The organism is Desulfosporosinus burensis, from assembly GCF_054657535.1.
On the sequence record NZ_BAAHYN010000011.1, the window covers coordinates 13,723 to 35,885 of the forward strand.

Annotated in this window: 21 protein-coding genes; all 21 read right to left on the minus strand. The window is 41.7% G+C overall.

Annotation, left to right across the window (positions count from 1 at the left end):
* Positions 1-43: 43 nt before the first annotated feature.
* The 21 genes from dsrP to ACYQ3Q_RS18935 all read right to left on the minus strand — a co-directional run bounded on the left by dsrP (position 44) and on the right by ACYQ3Q_RS18935 (position 21,998).
* Positions 44-1,204: a sulfate reduction electron transfer complex DsrMKJOP subunit DsrP gene (dsrP, locus tag ACYQ3Q_RS18835; protein ID WP_459930061.1), complete on the minus strand. Its 1,161-nt coding sequence runs from the start codon at positions 1,202-1,204 to the stop codon at positions 44-46.
* Positions 1,197-1,997, minus strand: coding sequence for a sulfate reduction electron transfer complex DsrMKJOP subunit DsrO (dsrO, locus tag ACYQ3Q_RS18840; RefSeq protein ID WP_459930062.1), 801 nt, complete (start codon positions 1,995-1,997; stop codon positions 1,197-1,199). The genes dsrP and dsrO overlap by 8 nt, the downstream gene beginning before the upstream one ends.
* Entirely contained in the window at positions 1,994-2,485 is a 492-nt protein-coding gene (gene dsrJ, locus ACYQ3Q_RS18845; RefSeq protein ID WP_459930063.1) for a sulfate reduction electron transfer complex DsrMKJOP subunit DsrJ, read from the minus strand. The genes dsrO and dsrJ overlap by 4 nt, the downstream gene beginning before the upstream one ends.
* Positions 2,485-4,104 (minus strand): sulfate reduction electron transfer complex DsrMKJOP subunit DsrK, encoded by a 1,620-nt coding sequence (gene dsrK / locus ACYQ3Q_RS18850; RefSeq protein WP_459930064.1) that lies wholly within the window; start codon positions 4,102-4,104, stop codon positions 2,485-2,487. The genes dsrJ and dsrK overlap by 1 nt, the downstream gene beginning before the upstream one ends.
* Before the next feature lie 6 nt (positions 4,105-4,110).
* Entirely contained in the window at positions 4,111-5,112 is a 1,002-nt protein-coding gene (gene dsrM / locus ACYQ3Q_RS18855; protein ID WP_459930065.1) for a sulfate reduction electron transfer complex DsrMKJOP subunit DsrM, read from the minus strand.
* Between the two features lie 17 nt (positions 5,113-5,129).
* Positions 5,130-5,462, minus strand: coding sequence for an RsbRD N-terminal domain-containing protein (locus ACYQ3Q_RS18860; RefSeq protein WP_459930066.1), 333 nt, complete (start codon positions 5,460-5,462; stop codon positions 5,130-5,132).
* A gap of 22 nt (positions 5,463-5,484) precedes the next feature.
* Positions 5,485-5,676 (minus strand): RsbRD N-terminal domain-containing protein, encoded by a 192-nt coding sequence (locus tag ACYQ3Q_RS18865; protein ID WP_459930067.1) that lies wholly within the window; start codon positions 5,674-5,676, stop codon positions 5,485-5,487.
* 481 nt (positions 5,677-6,157) lie between these two features.
* Positions 6,158-8,005, minus strand: coding sequence for a molecular chaperone HtpG (htpG, locus tag ACYQ3Q_RS18870; protein ID WP_459930068.1), 1,848 nt, complete (start codon positions 8,003-8,005; stop codon positions 6,158-6,160).
* A 121-nt stretch (positions 8,006-8,126) separates the two neighbouring features.
* Positions 8,127-8,579 carry a YaiI/YqxD family protein gene (locus ACYQ3Q_RS18875; protein ID WP_459930069.1) on the minus strand — a complete coding sequence of 151 codons (453 nt, stop codon included), beginning with the start codon at positions 8,577-8,579 and terminating at the stop codon, positions 8,127-8,129.
* Positions 8,576-9,421: a CvfB family protein gene (locus tag ACYQ3Q_RS18880; protein WP_459930070.1), complete on the minus strand. Its 846-nt coding sequence runs from the start codon at positions 9,419-9,421 to the stop codon at positions 8,576-8,578. Before ACYQ3Q_RS18880 ends, ACYQ3Q_RS18875 begins: the two co-directional genes overlap by 4 nt.
* 142 nt (positions 9,422-9,563) lie before the next feature.
* Positions 9,564-9,761: a hypothetical protein gene (locus ACYQ3Q_RS18885; protein ID WP_459930071.1), complete on the minus strand. Its 198-nt coding sequence runs from the start codon at positions 9,759-9,761 to the stop codon at positions 9,564-9,566.
* 94 nt (positions 9,762-9,855) lie between these two features.
* Positions 9,856-10,611 (minus strand): succinate dehydrogenase iron-sulfur subunit, encoded by a 756-nt coding sequence (gene sdhB / locus ACYQ3Q_RS18890; protein WP_459930072.1) that lies wholly within the window; start codon positions 10,609-10,611, stop codon positions 9,856-9,858.
* Between the two features lie 26 nt (positions 10,612-10,637).
* Positions 10,638-12,362, minus strand: a complete 1,725-nt coding sequence (sdhA, locus tag ACYQ3Q_RS18895) for a succinate dehydrogenase flavoprotein subunit (protein ID WP_459930073.1) — start codon at positions 12,360-12,362, stop codon at positions 10,638-10,640.
* A gap of 61 nt (positions 12,363-12,423) precedes the next feature.
* Entirely contained in the window at positions 12,424-13,029 is a 606-nt protein-coding gene (locus tag ACYQ3Q_RS18900) for a succinate dehydrogenase/fumarate reductase transmembrane subunit (RefSeq protein WP_459930074.1), read from the minus strand.
* 373 nt (positions 13,030-13,402) lie between these two features.
* A complete protein-coding gene (locus tag ACYQ3Q_RS18905) occupies positions 13,403-15,100 on the minus strand; it encodes a sigma-54 interaction domain-containing protein (RefSeq protein ID WP_459930075.1) in 1,698 nt (565 codons plus the stop codon).
* Positions 15,101-15,331: 231 nt separating this feature from the next.
* Positions 15,332-16,612, minus strand: a complete 1,281-nt coding sequence (locus tag ACYQ3Q_RS18910) for a TRAP transporter large permease (protein ID WP_459930076.1) — start codon at positions 16,610-16,612, stop codon at positions 15,332-15,334.
* Between the two features lie 4 nt (positions 16,613-16,616).
* Positions 16,617-17,117 carry a TRAP transporter small permease gene (locus ACYQ3Q_RS18915; protein ID WP_459930077.1) on the minus strand — a complete coding sequence of 167 codons (501 nt, stop codon included), beginning with the start codon at positions 17,115-17,117 and terminating at the stop codon, positions 16,617-16,619.
* Positions 17,118-17,231: 114 nt separating this feature from the next.
* Complete coding sequence (locus ACYQ3Q_RS18920; RefSeq protein ID WP_459930078.1) at positions 17,232-18,278, minus strand: DctP family TRAP transporter solute-binding subunit; 1,047 nt, start codon at positions 18,276-18,278, stop codon at positions 17,232-17,234.
* 206 nt (positions 18,279-18,484) lie between these two features.
* Complete coding sequence (locus ACYQ3Q_RS18925) at positions 18,485-19,510, minus strand: DctP family TRAP transporter solute-binding subunit (RefSeq protein WP_459930079.1); 1,026 nt, start codon at positions 19,508-19,510, stop codon at positions 18,485-18,487.
* A 154-nt stretch (positions 19,511-19,664) separates the two neighbouring features.
* Positions 19,665-20,360, minus strand: coding sequence for a response regulator (locus ACYQ3Q_RS18930; RefSeq protein ID WP_459930080.1), 696 nt, complete (start codon positions 20,358-20,360; stop codon positions 19,665-19,667).
* A gap of 54 nt (positions 20,361-20,414) precedes the next feature.
* On the minus strand, positions 20,415-21,998 hold the full coding sequence (locus ACYQ3Q_RS18935; RefSeq protein ID WP_459930081.1) for an ATP-binding protein: 1,584 nt from the start codon (positions 21,996-21,998) through the stop codon (positions 20,415-20,417).
* Between the last annotated feature and the right edge of the window lie 165 nt (positions 21,999-22,163).

Below are 22,163 nucleotides of genomic sequence, written 5' to 3' on the forward strand. Positions count from 1 at the left end.
CAGAGTCCTACCCAAACAAGTATCAAAAGACCCGCTTTGCCTACTAAGCTCTCTCTTGTCGAACCGAAACTGCAATTTTGTAGAGAATCGTGATTAATAACGCCCCGATTGCATAGACACCCATTGTCACTAAAATTTCATTAAGAGTGGGAGCGTACTCGACAATTCTTTCGAAGGAATTAGGAACAAATCCAGCAACAATTAGGATCATACCCTTATCAATCCAGTTAGCAATAATAATGGATAGCAGGGCTATTACTAGAGTTTTTCCATTCATTCTTGTGTTTGGAAAAACGAGTAAGGCAATCCCTAAAAAGGCCAATACTGTGGCAGTCCACATAAAGGGAACTAGGTTGTTATAGCCATCAAGACCAAAAAAGATATATCTAAGTGATGCGCTATATTCAGGAATACCACTATAGAAGGCAGTAAATAACTCTAAGATATAGAAGAATACGTTGGCAATCATAGCATATCTGACAATCTTAACGAGGGACTGAATTGCTCCACCCTCTGGGTCAGCGTTATACTTACTGACCTTTCTAACGATTAAGCATAAAAGAATCAGAATTGCAGGACCAGCCGCAAAGGCGGAAGCTAGGAAGCGCGCTGCCATAATGGCAGATAACCAGAGATGCCTACCAGGAAGACCTGCGTATAAGAAAGCTGTCACGGTATGAATACTAACAGCCCAAGGGATCGAAAGGTAGATTATTGGTTTTACCCACTTTGGCGATGGGAATCCTTTGCGTTCAGCGCTAAGAGTCGTCCACCCCACAACAATGTTTATCAAGAGGTATCCGATTAAAACGCACATATCATAAAACATAACCGATCGTGGGCTCGGATACAAGATTACATTTAAGATCCGCATTGGTTGTCCTACGTCGACTACGATGAATAGCATACACATGATAACAGCTGGTATGGCTAAAAATTCACCGAGGATGACCATTTTACCGAACTTCTTAAAATCATGGAGATAATAAGGTAAGACAAGCATAACGGCCGATGCGGCAACACCAACTAGAAAAGTAAACTGTGCAATGTACAATCCCCAAGAAACATCGCGGCTCATGCCAGTTACACCCAAACCGTTGTTATACTGATTCATATAAGCATAGAAACCTACAGCAATAACAGCCAGTAATAGTGAAACCCAGGTCCAATACCGTCTGCTACCGGATAGTGCTGTCTCAAGCATTGTCGTCACCCCCCATTAGGTAGTAAACGGTCGGCTGAGTTCCCAGCTCAGGTTTACGCCGAATAGTATGTCGAGTACTAACGATTTTTCGCACTTCTGAATTGGTATCCGCTAAATCTCCAAAAATCAACCCGCCATTAGACTTTTCCACACAAGCTGGTTTGAGACCCTTTGCTAAGAGTTCATAGCAGAAATTGCATTTCTCCACAACACCTATGGTACGAGTTGGGTATTCTGTGGAAATCTCCTCAATATAGGGTCTTGGATCTTTGAAATTAAAGCTTCTGGCACCGAATGGGCAGGCACCCATACAGAATCTGCAGCCGATACAACGGTGAAAGTCCATTGCAATGATCCCATCGTTCCTTTTAAACGTAGCCTGAGTGGGGCAAGCCTTAACACAAGGAGGATTTTCACAATGATTACATAATACCATAAAAGGACTATGGATAACATGGTCATCTAGATATTGGTTATGCCCACCGGCAAAGGCATGATGGTAGTCATCTTTCCATATCCATTTAATCTCATCTTTTGTGTTTTTAAAATTAGGAACATTATGAAGACTATGACAAGCATTTGTAACTCGCTTAAAGTCCTCTTCTGTCTTGAATTTACTCATATCCACAACCATAGCCCAACGTTTAGCAGGTAAATCTTTTGAACTCTTTCCATATTCAGCAGCTTCAGCAACTTCTTTTTTTCGGAAACCGCTGATAATAAATGAACTCCCTAGTCCTAATGCAGTGATCATACCAGCTCTTCTCAGAAATTGACGTCTATTGATGCTCATTTCACTGCCTCCTTTGGCTCAAAATGGCAACTCCAACACAATGGCTTTACTGCTGAATAATCGTGGCAGGAGGCACAAAATTGAGGCGACGAGTTCGACGAATTCAAGGTCGGGTTACTCATTCCTGTGTTGCTCGAGACTGGGTTATTCAAAACAACTGGGTTCGCTGCCGTATCAGTGGCATGACATTTTAGGCAGGTATCTTGAAGACTGATCTCGTATTCTGTTCCTTTACTATTGACATAGACGGTTTGACCATCGCGTACCGCTGCTGTTCTCCAATCATTGAGCAGTTGCATGTGATTAGCCTTCATGTATTCCGGTGACTCTACACATTCTTTGTCTTTATCCGCAAGTTGCTGGATAGCTGGGGTATCAAGAGGAACATCCGGTCCCGCATTGGCTTTCCCCATATTGTAGAAGAACGGTAGGGTGAGTAGTCCAATAAAGATAATCAGTGAGGCAATTATCTTTCCACCTTTATACATTACTCATCCCCCCCCTTTCCCGGAAGATCTTCAAAGCGCAGGTTGGTCGTTCTTTCTTTCTCGCCTTTCATCACTAAGGCATTACCCACTAACTCAGTCACGCCAGTAACCCCTACGCCAGGATTCCAGTAGTCCATTAGAGCAGGTAAAGCGGCTCGGTCCACGGCACAAATATTCGCCAACATGTTTACACCATGTTTTTCTTTGACATATTTAACGGCATTAGCCCGTGGGAATCCACCTCTCATCCGCTGTTCCATATTTTCTGAGGCGTTGAGTCCTGAACCACTTCCACAACAGAAGGTCTTCTCTCGGATTGTGTTTTCAGGCATCTCATAGAAATTATTACAGACAGCCCTAATGATTTCGCGTGGCTCTTCGAGAAGTCCCATACCTCTGGAAGGATTGCAGGAATCATGATACGTCACCTTCAAGTGGTCATTACGACTGGGGTCAAGTTTTAGTTTATTGTGTTTGATCAGGTCTGCTGTAAATTCGGAGATGTGAATCATCTTCGTGGATTTAGCATTTTCAAAGACCGTCCCGGTAATCGGAGATTTTGGAACCTCTAGGAAGTCAGCTGGGCCGTGCCATGTATCCATGTACTGATTCAAAACTCTCCACATGTGGCCACATTCTCCACCAAGGATCCATTTAACCCCTAATCGTTTGGCCTCTGCATAAATCTTGTAGTTAAGCCGCTTGGCCATGTCATTCGAGGTGAAGAAGCCGAAGTTTCCACCTTCAGAAGCGTAGGTGCTCCAAGTGTAGTCAAGACCAAGTTCATGGAATAGCATGAGGTAACCCATACAGGTTTGAATTCCTGGTTCACCTAAAAGGTCTCCAGAAGGAGTGACAAACATGATCTCGGCACCTTTTCTGTTGAAGGTTGGCTCCACTCTAATACCCGTAATATCCTCTATGTCATCGACCATTGATTCAATGTTACCAGTAATAGCATGGGGCTCCAGTCCGAGGTGATTGCCCTTCATGTAACAGTTAGCAGCAGGTCCAGAAATCCAATCGATGTTTAGACCCACTAAATTCAGGAGTTCCCGACCTATAATTGTAACCTCTGCTTGGTCGATACCATAAGGACAGAAAACTGAGCAGCGACGACATTCAGTACATTGGAAAAAGTAAGACCACCATTCCTTTAAGACGTTCATATCAAGTTCTCTCGCCCCAGCCAAACGCCCAAGGAACTTCCCGGATTTTGTAAAGTACCTCTTATATACGGATCTTAGCAGTTCTGCCCTCAGAACCGGCATATTTTTAGGGTCCCCTGTGGCGATATAAAAGTGACATTTATCGGCACAAGCACCACACCGAACACAAATATCCATAAAAATCTTAAAAGAGCGATATTTGCTTAATCTTTCCGCAATCCCGTCTAAAATAGTGGTTTCCCAGCCCTCTGGTATTTTCCAGTCTTCGTCTGCTGGCGACCACTGTCTTGGGTTAGGTAACCCTAAGGTTAAGAGGTCTTTTTCCTTTGAACCCCAGCAATAGGTACCCGGTTTGAACTCGACTGGTGTATCCATCCAATCCGTTGTCGGAAGAGAAAAGTCTATCTTAGATAATTCTCCCGGTTTAGGAAGTTTAACTTTCGGCGCCATCCACGATCACTCCTTTTCTACCGGTATACCAGCTTTTTTCATTTTTTCCCTGAATTCATCTTCGTATTGTTCATACGTATGATATTTTACATCCTGATTCCAAGGATTAATGTGTCGCACCATACGATTGTTACTGATCATATTGCGAGTAGGGCTTAAGAAAATTCCGCCCATATGCATTAACTTACTCATGGGGAAATAGGCGAATAGAACACTGACTAGAAATATGTGGATGAAAAACATAACTCCAATTCCTGGAGGCAGAACGGGTTGAAACGTAGCTAACCCAATTGCCAATTGCTTGACGGCGACTAGATCTACTTTATAGAAATAACGCATGAGGATTCCTGAAGTTGCAATGCTCATAATCATAAACAGCGGGAAAAAATCCGCAGGAAGTGAAATGTATTTAACTTGAGGAACAACAAGTCTTCTGAGGAACAAAAACGTAACCGCAATTAAAAAGAAAGCATCTGTTAAATAAACTGCTGGCAAGCCAATCTGTAAGATACCATCAACGCTTTCCAATAATTGCACAAAAAACGGAATAGGTTCCAAGAAAAATCTAAGATGTCTTATTACGATGATTAGGAACGACCAATGAAAGAACAAACTACCTAACCAAAGCCATTTTGCCGAGCCGTAGGCGAGTTCTGGGCCATTCTTACCTTCCCTTAATTCAGTCTTAGTGTTGCGGAATAGTGAGCGAAAAAAGAGGACTTCCATGGCCATTCTGACAATGACACCCAGTGCGCTGGTAGGGTTTTCGATCTTATTCTGTTTGATCCACGGGAGAGATTTTTGCTGTCCGATCGTTGTGGGAATACGGAACGGCACAGGAGATTGACCCCATTTGACGATTCGGTAAACGAATCCACCTACAAACATAGTAAAGGCTACATAAGGTATGATGATGCCAAACGTGTAATGCAAACTTGTTATAAACGCTCCCATGGTGGCGACTAGAATGAGAAGAATTACTGCGATGAGAGAATACAAGACTTTCACTCTACGACCTCCTTCCTTTAATTTTGGTCTTTGTGTTCAAATTCCTGAACAGGGATCTCGGACATCAGATTCGCTTTTTTCAACAATGTAAATGTCATCCGTTTTAGCTCATCGGTCTTGAGCTCATAGATCTGTTCTCTGCACTTTACATATATATCAAAGGCAACAAGAGCCAGATCATCAATTTTGGATTCAAACCCTAATACTGCACTTGAGATCTGGTTCTGCCTGAGTTCCTTTTCCAGTTCTTTACGAACTATCACTTTGAGTAAAAATATGAAGTTCAAAGCCTTGGCTGGTGTAAAATCTTGTATTGCTCTTACTTTGATAATATCCTCTAGAAACGGCAATCCTACTGCAAAGCTGTCTCCCTCAATGAGTGACTTTAAGATGCTTTCTATACCCCTTTGAAAAGGTGTACCCTATCGGGTTTGCAAACCAATCTCTTTGATTTTTAATAAATCCCGAGTTATCCATGGGATAAGAAGCAATAATAGCATCGAACCACTTTTCAGCAATAGCAGATTTTCTTTCTTTTAGGAGTTCTCTAAAGTATAGTTCCATTATCGATCACTCCTTGTAGCTCAACTCAGTTAAAAACAACTCTGTTCTTTCCAACTAAGAGCACTAATGTTTGAGTCCTCCGAGTAACATAATTCAGTCGATGTTGAATGGACCCGCCCCCCCATTCAACATCGACTTTCACCCTGAGAACGTTTTCACATAAATCAGCGTCCCTACTCTCCTTTAATGATAGTCTGACTTTTGGTGGGCTTCTAAAATATGATTCTTGTTCTACTTACTATGTCATGACTGAATTTGTTCTTATTATCACTATCAGTCTAAGGAATTTTCCTTAGCTTGTAAAATTCTAATTTCTTATAGATCAATTAGATAATCGTATTGCTACGATAAATATTATATGCAGATCAAAGGGCATAGTGTTATTTTCGCTACTTAGTAAGAAGGGCTGCAAAAACCTGCAGCCCTTCTCATTTGGTCTCATCCTGTTGATCCTGATCATTCGAAACTCGACTTCTCTTCCTTATCCTAAAGCACGTTCTAAAATCTCATTGAGGCGATTTACCATTCCCCGGGGATCAATGATCAGACCTGCCGCAATTTGCGCGTTTTCGAATATCTGTTCTGCAGCAATGGTTGCAAATGCATCTCCATTTTTATGTGCAGTATCTAAACGCTTAATCATAGGATGTGCAGCATTTATTTCTAAAACACTGGGACCCACGTTATTAAGGTCTTTATTCACGAGCTGCATCATGCGTTGCATACTGTTTGTACCATAGGGACTGAGGACAACCGCCGGACTGTCTACCAAGCGCTTTGATTCTCGTACTTCGGTAACCTTACTACCTAGAACTTCTTTAAGCCAACCCGTTAAGGCTGAGACATCCTCTTCAGATAGGGCTTGTTCATTTCGATCCTTCTGTTCGGGTTCGTTTAAGTTCAGATCCGCTTCATCCGCAGAAATGAGACGCTTCCCTTCATATTCCCTGATCGCCCCAAAGATATAGTCGTCTATCGGTGCATAAGTGTAGATTACTTCTAGGTCTTTATCACGGAATATTTCCAAATAAGGACCGGATTCGATAACCTCGCGCGAAGGGCCATTGACATAATAGATTGCCTCTTGCCCTTCTTTCATTCGACCAACATAGTCGGACAAAGACACGAGTTCTCCAGACTGAGTTTTTGAAGACTCGAACTGCAGAAGTTTGACAAGTTCTTTTTGATGAGTGTAGTCATTAGCCGCCCCTTCTTTAAGATAGAGGTTAAACTTCTCCCAGAATTCTTTATACTTCTCAGGTTCTGAGGTTGCTTGATTCTCCAAAAACTTAAGGAAGCGGGTAGTGACAACTTTGTTGAGTTTACTGACTAAGGCACTGTCCTGCATAGTTTCTCTCGAGATGTTAAGGGGAAGCTCCTCACTGTCCATAACTCCTCTTAAGAAGCGCAACCACTCAGGCAAAACGGCTGGAGATTTTTCTTGGATGAGAACTTTTTTGCAATAAAGGTTAACACCAGGTTCAGTTCGTCCGAAACCAAACTGCTCGAAGTTTTCCTTGGGAACAAATAATAAGGTGTTAATATTTAAGGGAGCGTCCGAAGAAAAATGCAAACGTAAAAGTGGTTCATCATGAGCATTAGCTATAAATTTATAAAACTCATTATAGTCTTCGTCAGAAATTTCATTCTTATTTTTGGTCCAGAGAGCGTCAACCGTATTTACTTTTTGGTCATTAAGCGTAATGGGATAGGGTACAAAACTCGAATACTGTTTAATAACTCTTTTGACAGTTTCTTCCTTGGCAAAATCATAGGCATCTTCTTTTAAGTGAAGAACCAGCTTAGTTCCCCTAGCACAGTCTTCCCCTTCAGTGATTGTATAACTGCCAACACCGTCGGATTCCCAGACATAGCTACCCCCTTCTTGATGATAAGAACGGGTGTAGATCGTCACCTTATCCGCAACCATAAAAGCAGAGTAAAAGCCAACCCCAAACTGCCCGATCAGATTGAGATCCTTTTGATCTCCTTTAGCAGACAAGTGCTTTAAAAATTCTTTGGACCCTGAGTGAGCAATGGTTCCTAAATTTTCCACCAATTCATCTTTAGTCATCCCAATTCCTGTGTCAGTAATAGTTAAGGTATGTGCATTGTCATCTGTATTAATCTGGATCTCCAATGCCAAGTCCTTGTCCTTAACTTCCGGACCCGTGAGCTGGGTGTAGCGAAGTTTCTCCATGGCATCGGCCGCATTGGAAATAAGTTCTCTTAAGAAAATCTCGCGCTCAGTATAGAGAGAATGAATGACAATGTCCAATAATTGCCTGATCTCTGTTTGGAATTCCTTTGTTTCTACTACAGTACTCATTCTTTACCTCCGTCGTTTTAAAAAAAGTAGGGGACATTAATTAGTCGAGCCTCTATTCATAGTTTAATCAAATTTTGGCAAAAGTGCAAAGTCTTTTGCATAAAGGGTAGAGTGAACGAGTTCACTCTGGAGTGATCGTAGAGTTTGCTTTCAGTATTTCCTGTAAACATGCTTCAAACTTGCGATCATCCTCAGTGATTCTCTTTTTAGGCCCTTTAGTTCTTCCTCCACCTCGTCGAAACTTTGCTTTAGCTTCGCGCTCCTCTAATAAAAATTCAATTTTTGAAGGGTCGAATTCACGTCCTGCAGGACTTAGGCATTTAACTTCTTTTCCTAATAACATGGCCGCTAAACCCCAATCTTGGGTCACAACCACATCTCCAGCTTGAGCTAGATTCATGACACGAATATCCGCTTCTTGTGATGAGTCTCCAACAACTATATGATGCTCGGAAACAATATTGTGATTAAAACTGGCTACCGTCCAAACTGGAATAGCATAATTTTGAGCTAACCTGAGGCAGATCTGTAGAACTGATTTAGGACAAGCGTCAGCATCCACAATAATTTTCATTTTTCATCGTTTTCCTTCAACCCTGTTTCCGTCTGCGTAACTTTGTTCTCTTTAAGCAGTTTGCCTAAAGCACGTTTAAAGGCTGCTTTACTCATATTCAAACGACTTTGAATTTCGAGGGGGCTACTTTTATCGTTGAGCGCTAGAAATCCTTCATGGTTTCTGATCCCTTGGAGGATTTTCTCTGTGTCACTACCAATTTGGAGATGAGAAAGATCTCTTGGCGACAAGTCAAGCTTGCCATCCTCTCTTACTCTGATAACTCGAGCCTCTACCTGGTCCCCTTCTTTGAGTTCCGTAAAATATTCATTAACTGGAATTAAGCCGAGATATAGATTATCGACCGCAACAAACGCACCATACTCAGGATTAACTGAATAGACCGTACCGACCACTTTATCGTTCTTTTGATAAGGTGTATCAGCCTTAAGATACTCATAAATCTCTGTCGTAGCGCTCATCCTCTGACTCTTATCCAAATAGACTTTCACCAGATAACTCTTACCTACTTCGATGGGATATTTCTGTTCCTTAAAAGGCAAAAATAAGCCTCTTTCTAAACCCCAATCCAAAAAGGCTCCGATCTTCGTCTTGGCATTGACCTTGAGATAGGCCAAATCTCCTAATTGGGCTAACGGTTTCCTAGTCGTGGCGATTAACCTTTCTTCTGAGTCTCGATAGATAAAAACCTCTAATTCGTCCCCCGCTTTAGCCCCCTCGGGTAATTGTTTAACGGGCAGAAGAATATTGTCGTGACGTACACCTGTTCCAGCGTCTAAGTAAGCACCAAAGGATGTAAAATTTGAAATTTTAAGCTTATGGAATTTCCCAAGTTCAATCATTTTCTTAGTTTCCTTTCTAAAATACCATTAGAATAATTTAACCATAGACAAAGATACACCATCCATTCCCATTCATTATAGCGAAAGGGGATACATGGTGCAAAAGTAGGTCAACAGAATTTTCCGCTTAAGTTAATTTAGTTTAAAAGAAATCAAGTCGATCCGACTTTTCATGACAGTTTGGTCGGCAGTACTGGCAACCATTGGGGCAACAAGGACCAAAGATGCTCGAAGTTGAATAATTCAAAATGTCATCCTCATCGCGTTCCAGAACATTAGTCCGGATTTCGAGGTCATTGTCATGACGAAGGGCCGTGGAATCCTCTCGTTGTGTTTTCATAAACTCGAATCTCCTTTTTAATTATTCTATGCAATACATTTAGTTTAGAATCTGCAAATATTACCAAATTATACAAGACCAAGAGTTAAGTTATCTATTTTCGGAGCCAGCGATCTAAGGCAAACTTATTTGTTTCACGATTTAAATCGGCTAGACTCGTAGTCAAGGGTATCTCCTTAGGACAAGCGCGAACACAATTTTGTGAATTGCCACAGTCCGCTATTCCACCCTCGTCAAGCAATGGTTCCAAGCGTTCATGTTTGTTCATCTCTCCTGTAGGATGAGCGTTAAAGAGTCGAACCTGAGAAATAGCAGACGGTCCAATAAATTTGGAACGGGAATTAACTTGGGGGCAAGCTTCCATACAGCACCCGCAGGTCATACATTTTGAGAGTTCGTAGGCCCACTGGCGCTTCACTTCTGCCATGCGCGGGCCGGATCCCAAATTATAAGTTCCATCAATCGGAATCCAAGCATGAACTGTTTTCAAATGATCGAACATGATGTGCCTGTCAACCATAAGATCCCGTACCACCGGGAATTTTGTCAGTGGCTCAAGGACAATAGGTTGAGGCAATTGGTCTATTAGAGCCGAGCAAGCTTGTTTTCCTTGTCCATTGATATTCATAGTACAGGCCCCGCAGACTTCCTCTAGGCAGTTACATTCCCAAACCACGGGGGTCGTCTTCTTACCTTCAGAGGTTACTGGGTTTTTCTGTATCTCCATCAAACAAGAAATAACATTCAGTTTCTCTCTGTAAGGAATATCAAACTCTTCCCAACGACTTTGCTTATCAGGTCCGTCTTGACGACGGATTTTAAAACGTATTGTTTTTTGTTGTTCAGCCATCTTAAATACACCTCCTACTTCGCTAATTAATAGTGGCGTGGACGCGGTGGAATCAAGGATACGTCAACGTCTTCATAACTGAGTTCTGGGCCAAGGGGTGTCCAATCCGCAATGGTTGTTTTTAAGAAATTCACATCATCACGCTCCGGATACTCCGGTTTATAATGTCCACCCCTGCTCTCATTGCGGCGTAAGGCACCCAAAGTAACAACTCTTGCCAATTCCAACATGTTCCAGAGTTGACGGATGAACGTTCCTTCCTGGGTCCCCCATTCAACGGTATCGCTTCTGCCAATATTATGCCAGCGTTTCATGAGTTCCTGAAGGACAAGGTCGGTTTCCGCCAGTTTATCGTTGTAACGTACGACGGTCACGTTCAAAGTCATAATATCGCCTAGTTCTTTGTGAAGATAGTAGGGGTTTTCTGTCCCTTTCATAGCCAGGATCTTCGTCCACTGCTCCTCTTGAAGTTTCTTCGCCTTCAAAAAGGCTGGCCCAGTGCCGCTTGGAGTTTGAAGCTTATTTTTCTTAATGTACTGCATTACTTTAGGCCCAGCGACCATTCCCCCGTAGATTGCTGAAAGCAACGAGTTCGCTCCTAGACGGTTTGCCCCATGGTATTGATATTCACATTCCCCAGCAGCAAAAAGTCCGGGAATATTCGTCATCTGGTCGTAATCGACCCAGAGTCCACCCATGGAATAGTGAACAGCAGGGAAAATTCGCATGGGGACTTTCTTAGGATCATCACCCACGAACTTTTCATAGATTTCCAGGATTCCCCCAAGTTTGACTTGCAAGACCACCGGATCAATATGCGACAGATCGAGGTAAACCATGTTCTCCCCATTAATCCCCAGACCTTGATCAAAGACCACTTCATAAATAGCTCGAGTTGCAATATCTCTCGGAACGAGATTACCGTAATCCGGAAACATCTCTTCAAGGAAATACCAGGGTTTTCCATCCTTGTAAGTCCAGACTCGTCCGCCTTCGCCACGAGCCGATTCGGACATCAACCTGAGCTTGTCATCACCTGGAATTGCCGTAGGGTGGATCTGAATAAATTCCCCATTGGCATACTTCACGCCTTGTTGATATAACGCTGAGACAGCGCTTCCCGTACAAATCGTCGAGTTTGTGCTTTTACCAAAGACCGCACCCGGTCCCCCAGTTGCAATAATCACGGCGTCCGCAGCAAACGACTGAATGCTCATCGTTCGAAGGTCTTGAGCGATAATCCCTTTACAAGTTCCTTCATCGAGCACAGTCGAGAGCAATTCCCATTGTTCGAATTTTTGTACCATGCCTTCAACTTCATAACGACGAACCTGCTCATCGAGTGCATAGAGTAGTTGTTGACCTGTTGTGGCCCCTGCAAAGGCTGTCCTGTGAAATTTGGTCCCTCCAAAACGTCGGAAATCAAGCAACCCTTCCGGCGTACGGCTAAACATTACGCCCATCCTATCCATCAAGTGAATAATCCCGGGTGCTTCATCACACATAGCCTTCACTGGTGGTTGATTAGCCAGAAAATCTCCCCCGTACACCGTATCATCAAAGTGAAGCCACGTAGAGTCCCCTTCGCCTTTGGTATTGACTGCACCATTAATGCCTCCCTGGGCGCATACTGAGTGGGAACGTTTAACGGGTACTAACGAGAATAAGTCGACGTGCGTGCCGGCTTCGGCCATCTTGATCGTAGCCATCAGTCCAGCAAGTCCACCTCCTACAACGATGACTTTACTCATCCCTTGAACCTCCTAATTAATGATTTCATTTAAATACAAGTATGAATAATAGATTTTTTCTTTACTTCAGGAAGGCGGAAATATCAAATAAACCGATTGCAGTTAAGACAAAGAACACTGCGGCCAATGAATACGACCATACTTTTTGAGAATGTGGTCCAATTGTTAAGCCCCAAGTAATGGCAAAGGCCCATAAGCCATTCGTGAAATGAAAAATCGCAAAGATCACGCCCAAAGCATAAAATAAAAGTCCTAAGGGTTGACTCAGGAATTGTTGCAGTGCAACAAAATTGGCTTCGCCAAAACGCAAAAGATAGACATGAATAACGACAAATATCACGGTATAAAGACCCGAGACCCGTTGGATAATATAGAACCAGTTCCGAGCATAGTTGTATCTCAGAATGTTGCTTTGACCCGTATAAACCACCCAAGTTCCATAAATGGCATGAATTGCGATCGGAATAAAGATCACGATCAATTCGATCAGGAAAATACCCGGAAAACTTTGCATAGTATGGATAATCTGGTCATACAGTTTTGGACCCCCGAGAGCTGTTAAATTGAGAACCATATGAAACATTAAAAAAAAGCCAATCGGGACTAATCCTAATAATGAATGGACTCTTCGAATTAAAAAATGATAGGGTTTTTGTGTCGTACTCATACTCTCAATCCTCCTCCAAATAAATTTTGATACAGCTATTATTGCCTTGTCCAATTTTAACTTATAGTTTCTATATCTCCCTCCATTTACAAGTCAAGAATCATTTAAGGAACTTAATAACATTAAGCAATCTATGTGCCAATATAATAGAATAAAATTAATTTTCAGACATTTTTTTTGGTAAAAAATTAACTCCGCATGAATACTCAGCTTCCAGTAAAAAAAATGTTAGTTTATACCAGCCTAAGGGTAGTACAGCTTATCATCCGTTATACTTGGATGACTTAAAGTGTTTATAATTTCTAGAATGTAGACATGAATATTCTAAATTCTAGAATACAGCTTCCGGTATCCGCCTTAATCTCTATTCAAGTCACGACATTGTCTTTAGTTTATTGTAGAGCGTCGCCAAGGATATCTTTAAGGCCTTCGCGGCTTGTTTTTTTCCTTCTACAGTATCCCCGTATTCTTTTAAGGCCAAACGAATCAGCTGCTTTTCCATTTGTTCAAGGGGTATGACTCCTCCGAGCACCGATTCATTTTGCATTTGGGCCTGTGAATCCACTAAATTGAAAATATACTTATGAGTAATAATTTCTTCTTCTACCGTAACCATGGCTCGTTCCACAACATTCTGTAGTTCACGGATGTTACCTGGCCAATTGTATTGCATTAAGAGTTCCTCAGCTTGGGTCGTCAATCCCTTCACGTGTTTACCAAATTTACGGTTAAATTTAACGATCAAGGATTGAACATAGGATGGAATGTCTTCTTTGTGTTTACGAAGAGGCGGTAAACGCAATTCAAGAACATTGAGACGGTAATAAAGATCTTCCCGAAACTCTCCACGTTTGGTCATTTCCAACAAATTTCGGTTGGTTGCTGATATTACTCGAACATCCACTTTAATGGTTTGATTTCCACCAACCCGTTCAAACTCCATCTCTTGTAAAACTCTTAACAATTTGGCTTGTAAACTTAGATTCATATCTCCTATTTCATCCAAGAAAATGGTTCCGCCATTGGCCAACTCCATTTTACCCAGTTTTGTTTTGAGAGCTCCAGTGAAAGCTCCTTTTTCATGCCCGAAAAATTCACTTTCCAGTAACGTTTCAGGGATTGCCGCACAGTTCACTTTGATAAATGGCTTGTCCAAGCGTAAACTAGCCCCATGGATGGCATGAGCGAATAATTCTTTTCCTGTCCCGGACTCTCCAGTAATCAGAATAGTTGAGTTACTTTTGGCTGCCTTTAGGGCTAAATTTAAAGCACTTTCAAATTCCGGGTGGCTCCCAATCAGGTCATCAAACGTATACGAACTAGTAGAAATCTGATTGATGCGAGTTTGCAAATCATCAATCACTTGATTGGAAGCTCGTAATTGTTCCATCAGTTTGTAAATATCTGTTAATGGCTGAAAAACGACAACTGCACCTTCCATTTTCCCATCCACTACAATGGGGGAAGCATTGGCAACCACCTCGACGTTTGCGCCTCCGACCACAGCACGATGAGCGAAAACAGCTTCGTGAGTTCGAAGAGACCGGGCCAGTGCCCCGTTAGGAGAAACGTCAAATATATTGTTGCCGATACGCTGGCCAGCAGGGATTGAGGTGACACGACTGAACGACGGATTGACATATTTGATTTTACCGTTGATCCCCGCTACTTCAATAGCTTCCTGAACTGAGTTCAAGATCGCATCAAGCTCACCTTTTAATCGTTTAATATCGGCGAGCTTTTCCTTTTCCTCAATTATATACATCATTAGATTGGCACCTTGGGCTTCAATCACAGCGCAGGTCTTGTCTTTAGCTTTTTCAATTTGTTGCTGAACATGAGAAGCACCGGTAGCTTCAATAATCACATCCAGGTTAGGCACTTTCAAGAAATCCTCCACTAGGACACAAGTCTGTACTCCGTCTAATTGAGCCATTTGCAGACCGTGGGAATTAACTTGCTGATCGCAGACTACACTGAGCTCGACATGCTCGATACTTCTTAGCGTTTTATAGATCGACACGCCCCCTTGACCCATGCCGACAATACCCACTTTTACTTTGCGCGCCACTCTATTCCCCCCCACAAATTGACCCTTCATTTTTTATTGTTATTAGAATATTCGCGCTCAGGACTCTAATCTCCTACTTGAATTTAAAATTTTTAGAATTTTATAAGCAGAAAAAATGTTAAGACTTAGAAAATGGGGAGACTTGGTAGTATTCTATTTTTTAAAACATAAAGCCTTTCTCTGGATAGGTGAATGACACCTATTCAGGAAAGGCTTCTATGCAATACTACCCTAATCCATTATGACGCGTGGAATATAGAGAGATAGATCCGGGAAAATCACAAACAAGATCATCGCGGCAATCATTAAGATAATAAAGGGAATTACTCCTTTAACGACTTCTCCTAAAGGCTCCTTAGCCATTGAACTAACCACAAATAAGTTCAAGCCAACCGGGGGAGTAATCATCGCTAATTCCATATTGACCGTCATGACAATGGCAAAATGAATCGGATCAATACCTAATTGCTTAATGATCGGTAACAAGATGGGTAAGGTAATTAAGATAATCGAAACCGCTTCTAAAAACGTACCCATTACAAAGAATACCAGTTGTGTCACAACAAAAAAGAGGATGATATTAAGGTTAGCTTCACTTATCCAATCAGCTACTTTATTCGGTATTTGGTTATTTGTTAAGTAAAGCGCAAAAACCAAAGCAGCCGCGATAATTAAAAAGATCATCGAGGATGTATTAATGGTTTCCCTTAAAATACCCCGTATATCCTTAAAGTGTAGTTCTCGATATATAAAGATAGAAACGACGAGAGTATAAAAAACGGCGACTACGGCTGCTTCTGTGGGGGTACATATCCCAGTATAAATACTTCCCAGAATGACCACCGGTAAAAGGGCTGCTGGTATAGCCTTTAGAGAGGCTTTCCACCGTTGAGACCAGGTATATTTTGGCATGAGTCCGTAGTTATTCTTCTTAGCGTAAATTATCGCTGAAATTACTAAGATACTTCCTAGAATTAATCCAGGGACAATTCCAGCCATAAACAACTTTCCGATTGATTCATCCGAGGTGACACCATACACGATCAAGGGAATACTCGGTGGGATCAAAATTCCTAGGGTTCCTGCAGCAGCGATAAGTCCCATGGCATAGCGTTTAGGATAACCACCCTCCACCATAGCTGGAAGCATAATTGCACCGATCGCTGCCGCCGTTGCTGGACTCGATCCTGATATTGCTGCGAAAATCATACACGCCAAAATAGTGACTACGGATAAGCCACCCGGTAAATGCCCAATCCAAGAGCGTAAACTCTCGATCAAGTATTTAGAAACTCCCCCCCGCGACATTAAAACTCCGGCTAAAATATAACCAGGTATGGCCATTAAGGTAGCCGAATTCAGTCCGGCAAACATCCTTTGAGGGATCATCATCATATTAAACGTTTCCGTCGTTACGATCAGCGCAATTGTAGACATGGCTAAACTAATGGCAATAGGGACGTTTAGCAAAAAGAAAATAACAAAAAGTAAAAACAACAATGCTACTAACATTTGATTACATCCTTTCCGCCACTTTGCCGACCCCGCCGGTATTTCGTGCAGCTTCATAGAGTTTGACTAAAAATCGAAATGTCAAAAGCGCTCCGGTCAGTGGAAGAATACTGTAAACCATATACAGTGGAATTCCTACGTCTGTAGACACTTGCCCTGTATTGTGCGTGAAAGAGACTAATTGATAACCATAAACCCCTATGAAAAGGCTAAACGTAATTCCTACCGTATGCGCAAACAAAGTGACAATGTACTGCACCTTTTTCGGCAAGACATTAAATAACATATCCACCTTGATGTGATGATCATTGCGCAAGGCCACACTGGTACCAATTAAGGTCCCCCAAATAATCATATATTGAGAAATCTCATCAACCCAAGAGCGCGCATCATTAAACACATAGCGCATGATGACACCGTAGAAAATCAAGGTAACACCTGCTGAAAGAAGTCCACCCGAAACGATGTCCTCAAGGAATTCAAAGACTTGCCAGAACTTTTTCATTTATTTCACCTCTAGCTCTTATTTATGCAATGATTCCTGAATACCCCTTTTGATAAAAGGGTCCTTGCTAGAAGAACCCTCTTATCTATTTATTTGAGTTTAAGAGACTAAGACTTACTTCTGGCCGGCTTTAATTGCTGCGTCAATTAACTCTTTGCTGAGTACACTTTCAAACTGTGCATAAACAGGCTTCATAGTTTCTTGGAACACTCCCATTTGTGCTGGGGTTAACTCAGTGAACTGCATTTTGCCACCCTTCTTTAAGTTATCCATACTCTTTTTATCGAGAAGTTCTGCTTGTTCAACAGCATACTTGGTTGCTTCAGCCATGGACTCATCTAAGGCTTTACGGATATCTGGCTCAAGACCTGCCCAAAAACTCTTATTGACGATGATCATGTAGTCGATGCGACCATGATTAGTGACTGTGAGGTATTTTTGGGTTTCTTGATATTTTTGAGTATCAATATTGTTAAAGGTATTTTCTTGTCCGTCCACCGTACCTTGTTGTAACGCTGCATAGGTTTCACCAAAAGCAATCGTTGCAGAACCAGCCCCTAGCGCTTTGAACTGAGCCTCCAGCACTTTACCAGCTTGAGTTCTAAACTTTAAACCTTTAAAATCTGCCGGAGTGATTAGGGGGCGCTTATTATTGGTAAACTGCTTAAAGCCATTAGGCCAGACTGCTAATCCTTGTAAATTATACTTATCCAAAGAATTCATGAGCCCCTTCATTGAATCAGAAGCAAAGAATTTGTAGACTGCTTGATTATCGGGGAATAAGAACGGGAGATCTGTATATTGGAATTTAGGGTTCAAGCCCACTAATTTTGTAACTGACGGAGCAATGATTTGTACATTACCCGATTGGGCAGCCTCTAATTCTTCTTTATCTCCATAGAGCTGGGATGACGGGTAAACTTCAACTTTTACTTTTCCATTTGTTTTCTGTTCAGCTAATTCTTTAAACTTAAGTGCTGCCTGTCCCTTTGGAGTATCAGGAGTCACAACATGGGCGAATTTTACGATAATCGGCTTAACTTCTTCTTTTTTGACTTCACCTGTTGTAGTAGCTGCGGGTTTTGCTCCGCAACCAACTAAAGAAAGGGCTAAGACTAGTACTGCACTCAAAGCTACTGCCATCGGTTTTTTTCTAAACATTTTTTCTCCCCCTCAAATTTTATTAAACTAATCCAATGCACTTATGGCCACTAGCCCTTCCTCACCTCCTTAAATCCGAGTTATAGTTTCTTATCCTCTTCCAACGCCCCATTCTTTAAGGGGTTGCCTCTCACCATCTGTAGCTACAGCGACACTAAGTCGTCCATGACCATCGTGAGTTCCACGCACAGCTTGAGTTAACAAGTTCACTGGGGCTCGCCCCACTTTTGGACTGCAAGTAGAAATTCTGGGCTAATATCTTGTACTAATTTAGAATAGACCGAGGAAAAACTCTCTTTCCAGATCTGTTTTTCCAAAGTGGTGAGTGAATAAATGTTGACCTTATTCCTCTTCTGAAGTTCCTTTAATTGTTCATCATTTAGCTCACGAGCCTTTTCTCTTTCCCATGAGGTTACCTCGTCCAAAGTGTCCTCAAGCAGTTCACGGGACTGACTAGGAAGTTGATTCCAAAATTCCTGATTTACGATGACGGCATACCCTAAAAATCCATGTTGGCTAAGCGTTAAAAAATTCTGCACTTGATCAAAATCCTTTGAGTAAATATTGGAGATTGTATTTTCTTGTCCTTGTACTCTCCCTTCTGCCAAAGCCGTATAAACATCATTGAAAGGAAGAAAGAGTGTGTCAGCACCAAAAGCCTGAAATTGCTCTTCTAAAACTCCCTGAGACATGATTCGAAAACGCAACCCTTCTAAATCACTTGGTTTGACGATCGGATGATCGTTATTGGTTAAGTGTTTAAAGCCGTTATCCCACATCACCAGTCCCTTCAAATTTTTCTCCTCTAATTGAGTAAGTAATGCCTTACCTAATGAGCCATCCATTATTTGATGAACACTTTCCAGATTAGTAAAAAAGTAGGGAAGATCCCAGATCTGCCATTGAGGAAATAATTGAGAAACTTTAGAGGTCGCCGGAGCAATCATTTGCACATCTCCCCTGCTCAAGGCCTCGAATTCTTCACCATCTTTGAATAGCTGAGAATTTGGAAACACTTGAACTTCGATCGAACCGCCAGACCTCTCCCTGATTAAATTCGCAAAACGTATGGCCGCTAGACCTTTGGGTGTGTTTTCCTCTACCACGTGGGAAAACTTAATGATAATTTTTTCTTCTTTCTTGACTTGCTGCCCATCGAAGACCCTAGTACCACACCCTGATAATCCAAATACAACGATGAGGAGGATGAAAAGCCAGCTATTTCTAGCCATACGTTTTACTCCTTCTGATTCTGTTTTGTGAATATTTGTATTGTATTTTATTTTCAGTTTATTCTCAATATTTAGGTCCTTTTGATATTATTAAGGTCATATTGGTCTACAGCACAACGTCTACTCACTAGTTTTAGTCAAAAAAAGTTGTACTCTAAAGTACAACTTTGTATTTGTTGATGGGTCTACCTACAGTGCCATATTGGGTCTCCAATAATACTCGGTTAATTTTTTCTAGATACTCTAAATACCTACGCGCGGTGACACGTGCTAGACCTGCCCCTTCGGCAACTTCCTCTGAGGATAGTCCTACCTGGCTTTCTTTAAGAAAGTTGTAAACTTGTTGTAAGGTAATCTCACGTAATCCTTTGGGTAAATCTTCGCGACTACGATTTAGCAGAGATTCATGAGGGGGATGAATCTTAATCAAACGGTCCAGATCCTCTTGATTCATTTCCCAGCGATTTCGAAACTGTTCTGAGTATGAATAATAATTGTTAAGAGCAGTATGGATCCGGTCATATTTAAAAGGTTTAATAATATAATCTACCACTCCAAAGCGCAAACCGGCTTGAACCGTTGCCACATCTTGAGCAGCCGTGATCAAGATGATGTCCGTGGGTAACCCAAGACGACGAATCTCTCTGAGAACTTGAATTCCATTTAAATCCGGCAGGTAAATATCTAGAATGACTAAGCGTGGTCTTAAATCTTGGATGATTTCTAAGGCCATTTTACCCGTTTTAGCCTTACCACAAATTCGAAATCCTCCAATTCTCTTGATAAATCCTTCATGGACTTCCATTACCATCGGATCGTCTTCAACAAGGACTAAGTCAATCAGCTTCATGGTTTCACCCCCTTTTAAACCCTTGCCTAGGTTGTCGCTCAGGCACGATTACGACTAAACCATTTTCAAGGGTAACTTAACTCCAAAACGTGTACCCCATTTTCCAGACTCTAGCTCCATAGTCCCCCCCAACATTTCTACTGTTTGTTTAACCAAGGACAGACCAATTCCTCGATTATCTGTTCCTTTGGTTGAAAATCCCCATTGATAAATTCTTGCTTGATTTTCGGGAGTAATACCTACCCCAGTATCTTCAACACTCAGAACTAATTCTGTCTGCTCTTGTTTAATACGACAGTGAACTTCTCTTAGCTCACTGCCCACAACTGCTTCCATGGCATTTTCCAATAAGTTCCCTAAAATAATGGTCAGTGTGTTATCGTCAAAATCCTCCGGCAATTTTAATAAACTAGAATCCGGATCAAATACAACATCGACCTTAAGTTCTTTGCCACGGTTATATTTACCCAACAGTAATCCCGCGACACTGGGATGTTTAATCTTGCTACTTAAAAATCTGGTTACTTCTTGTTGCTCCTCAGTAACTTGATAAATATAGTCCATGGCTACCTGAGCTTTGCCTAACTGAATCAACCCAGCAATAGTGTGCAATTTATTTAACGATTCATGATTTTGTACTCGGAGGGCTTCGATAAACGTTCTGACTCCCGTTAATTCCTCAGCCATTTTACGCACTTCAGTTTTATCTTTAAAGGTAATCACACGCCCAACGATTCGATCCTTGACTTTCACTGGTAAAATATTAACGAGAACCCAAGTTTGGTAAAGGATAAGTTCCGTTGTTTGGGAAGGATCATTGGCTTCTAATAGATCCTTGAGACCATTAAATACAACAAGCTCTTTTAATTGAAGTCCCAGAACCTTGTCAGTAATCCCAGCCATTCGACATGCTTTATGGTTAATAACAGTAATCCGATTCTCGACATCCAACGCCACGACCCCATCATCCATTGCTTGGAAAATTGCCACTCGTTCTTCTAGCATCCTAGCTATTTCATTAGGTTCTAGAGAAAACATATTCTTTTTGATATTGCTAGATAGATAAAATGAACCAAGAATGCCTAATGCTAACCCAATTAATAAGGAAGAATAGAGTTCCAGTCTTATGGTACTAATTATTTCTCTTATGGTAGGCACTAGAATTCCAACCGCTACTACACCCACTTGACGAGTGCCTTCATCAGTTAGCACAGGTACGAAAGCACGCACAGACGGTCCTATCACTCCAACGGCTTGAGAGAGATATTCCTTTCTCTGTAGAGAAGGTTCCTCATCCCCATCATTAAAGACGGTCCCGATCCGGTCTAAATAAGGATGAGAGTACCTTATCTTTTCCATATTAAAGATAACGATATATTCTACCCCGGTCGCAATACGGATCCGCTCAGCAAGGGGTTGAATTACCTTGGAGCCATCCGCTTCACTTAAATTCTCCTGCACCTCTTCTAATTGAGCCACCGTTCGTGAAATCGCGATCGCACGATGTCCAATTTCCTGTTCCATTTTATCCGTAATTCGGGTGACAATAATCACTCCAGCCAGCAGGACAGATAAAAAAACTAACAGGAATGAGAGCATTGCGATTTTAGTTCCCAATTTTAGATGGGGAATTTTCAACCGCCACTCCCCCCTTGATAAATCCGAATAATATATTAATTCGTCAATTTTATCATAATCCCTTCTAACTAGATTCCATATTTTTTCCCATAAGATTTATACTGTATATTTGTTCATTTCCTCTTGTCAACGGACGAATAAAATGTTAAATTTATATATATTCAA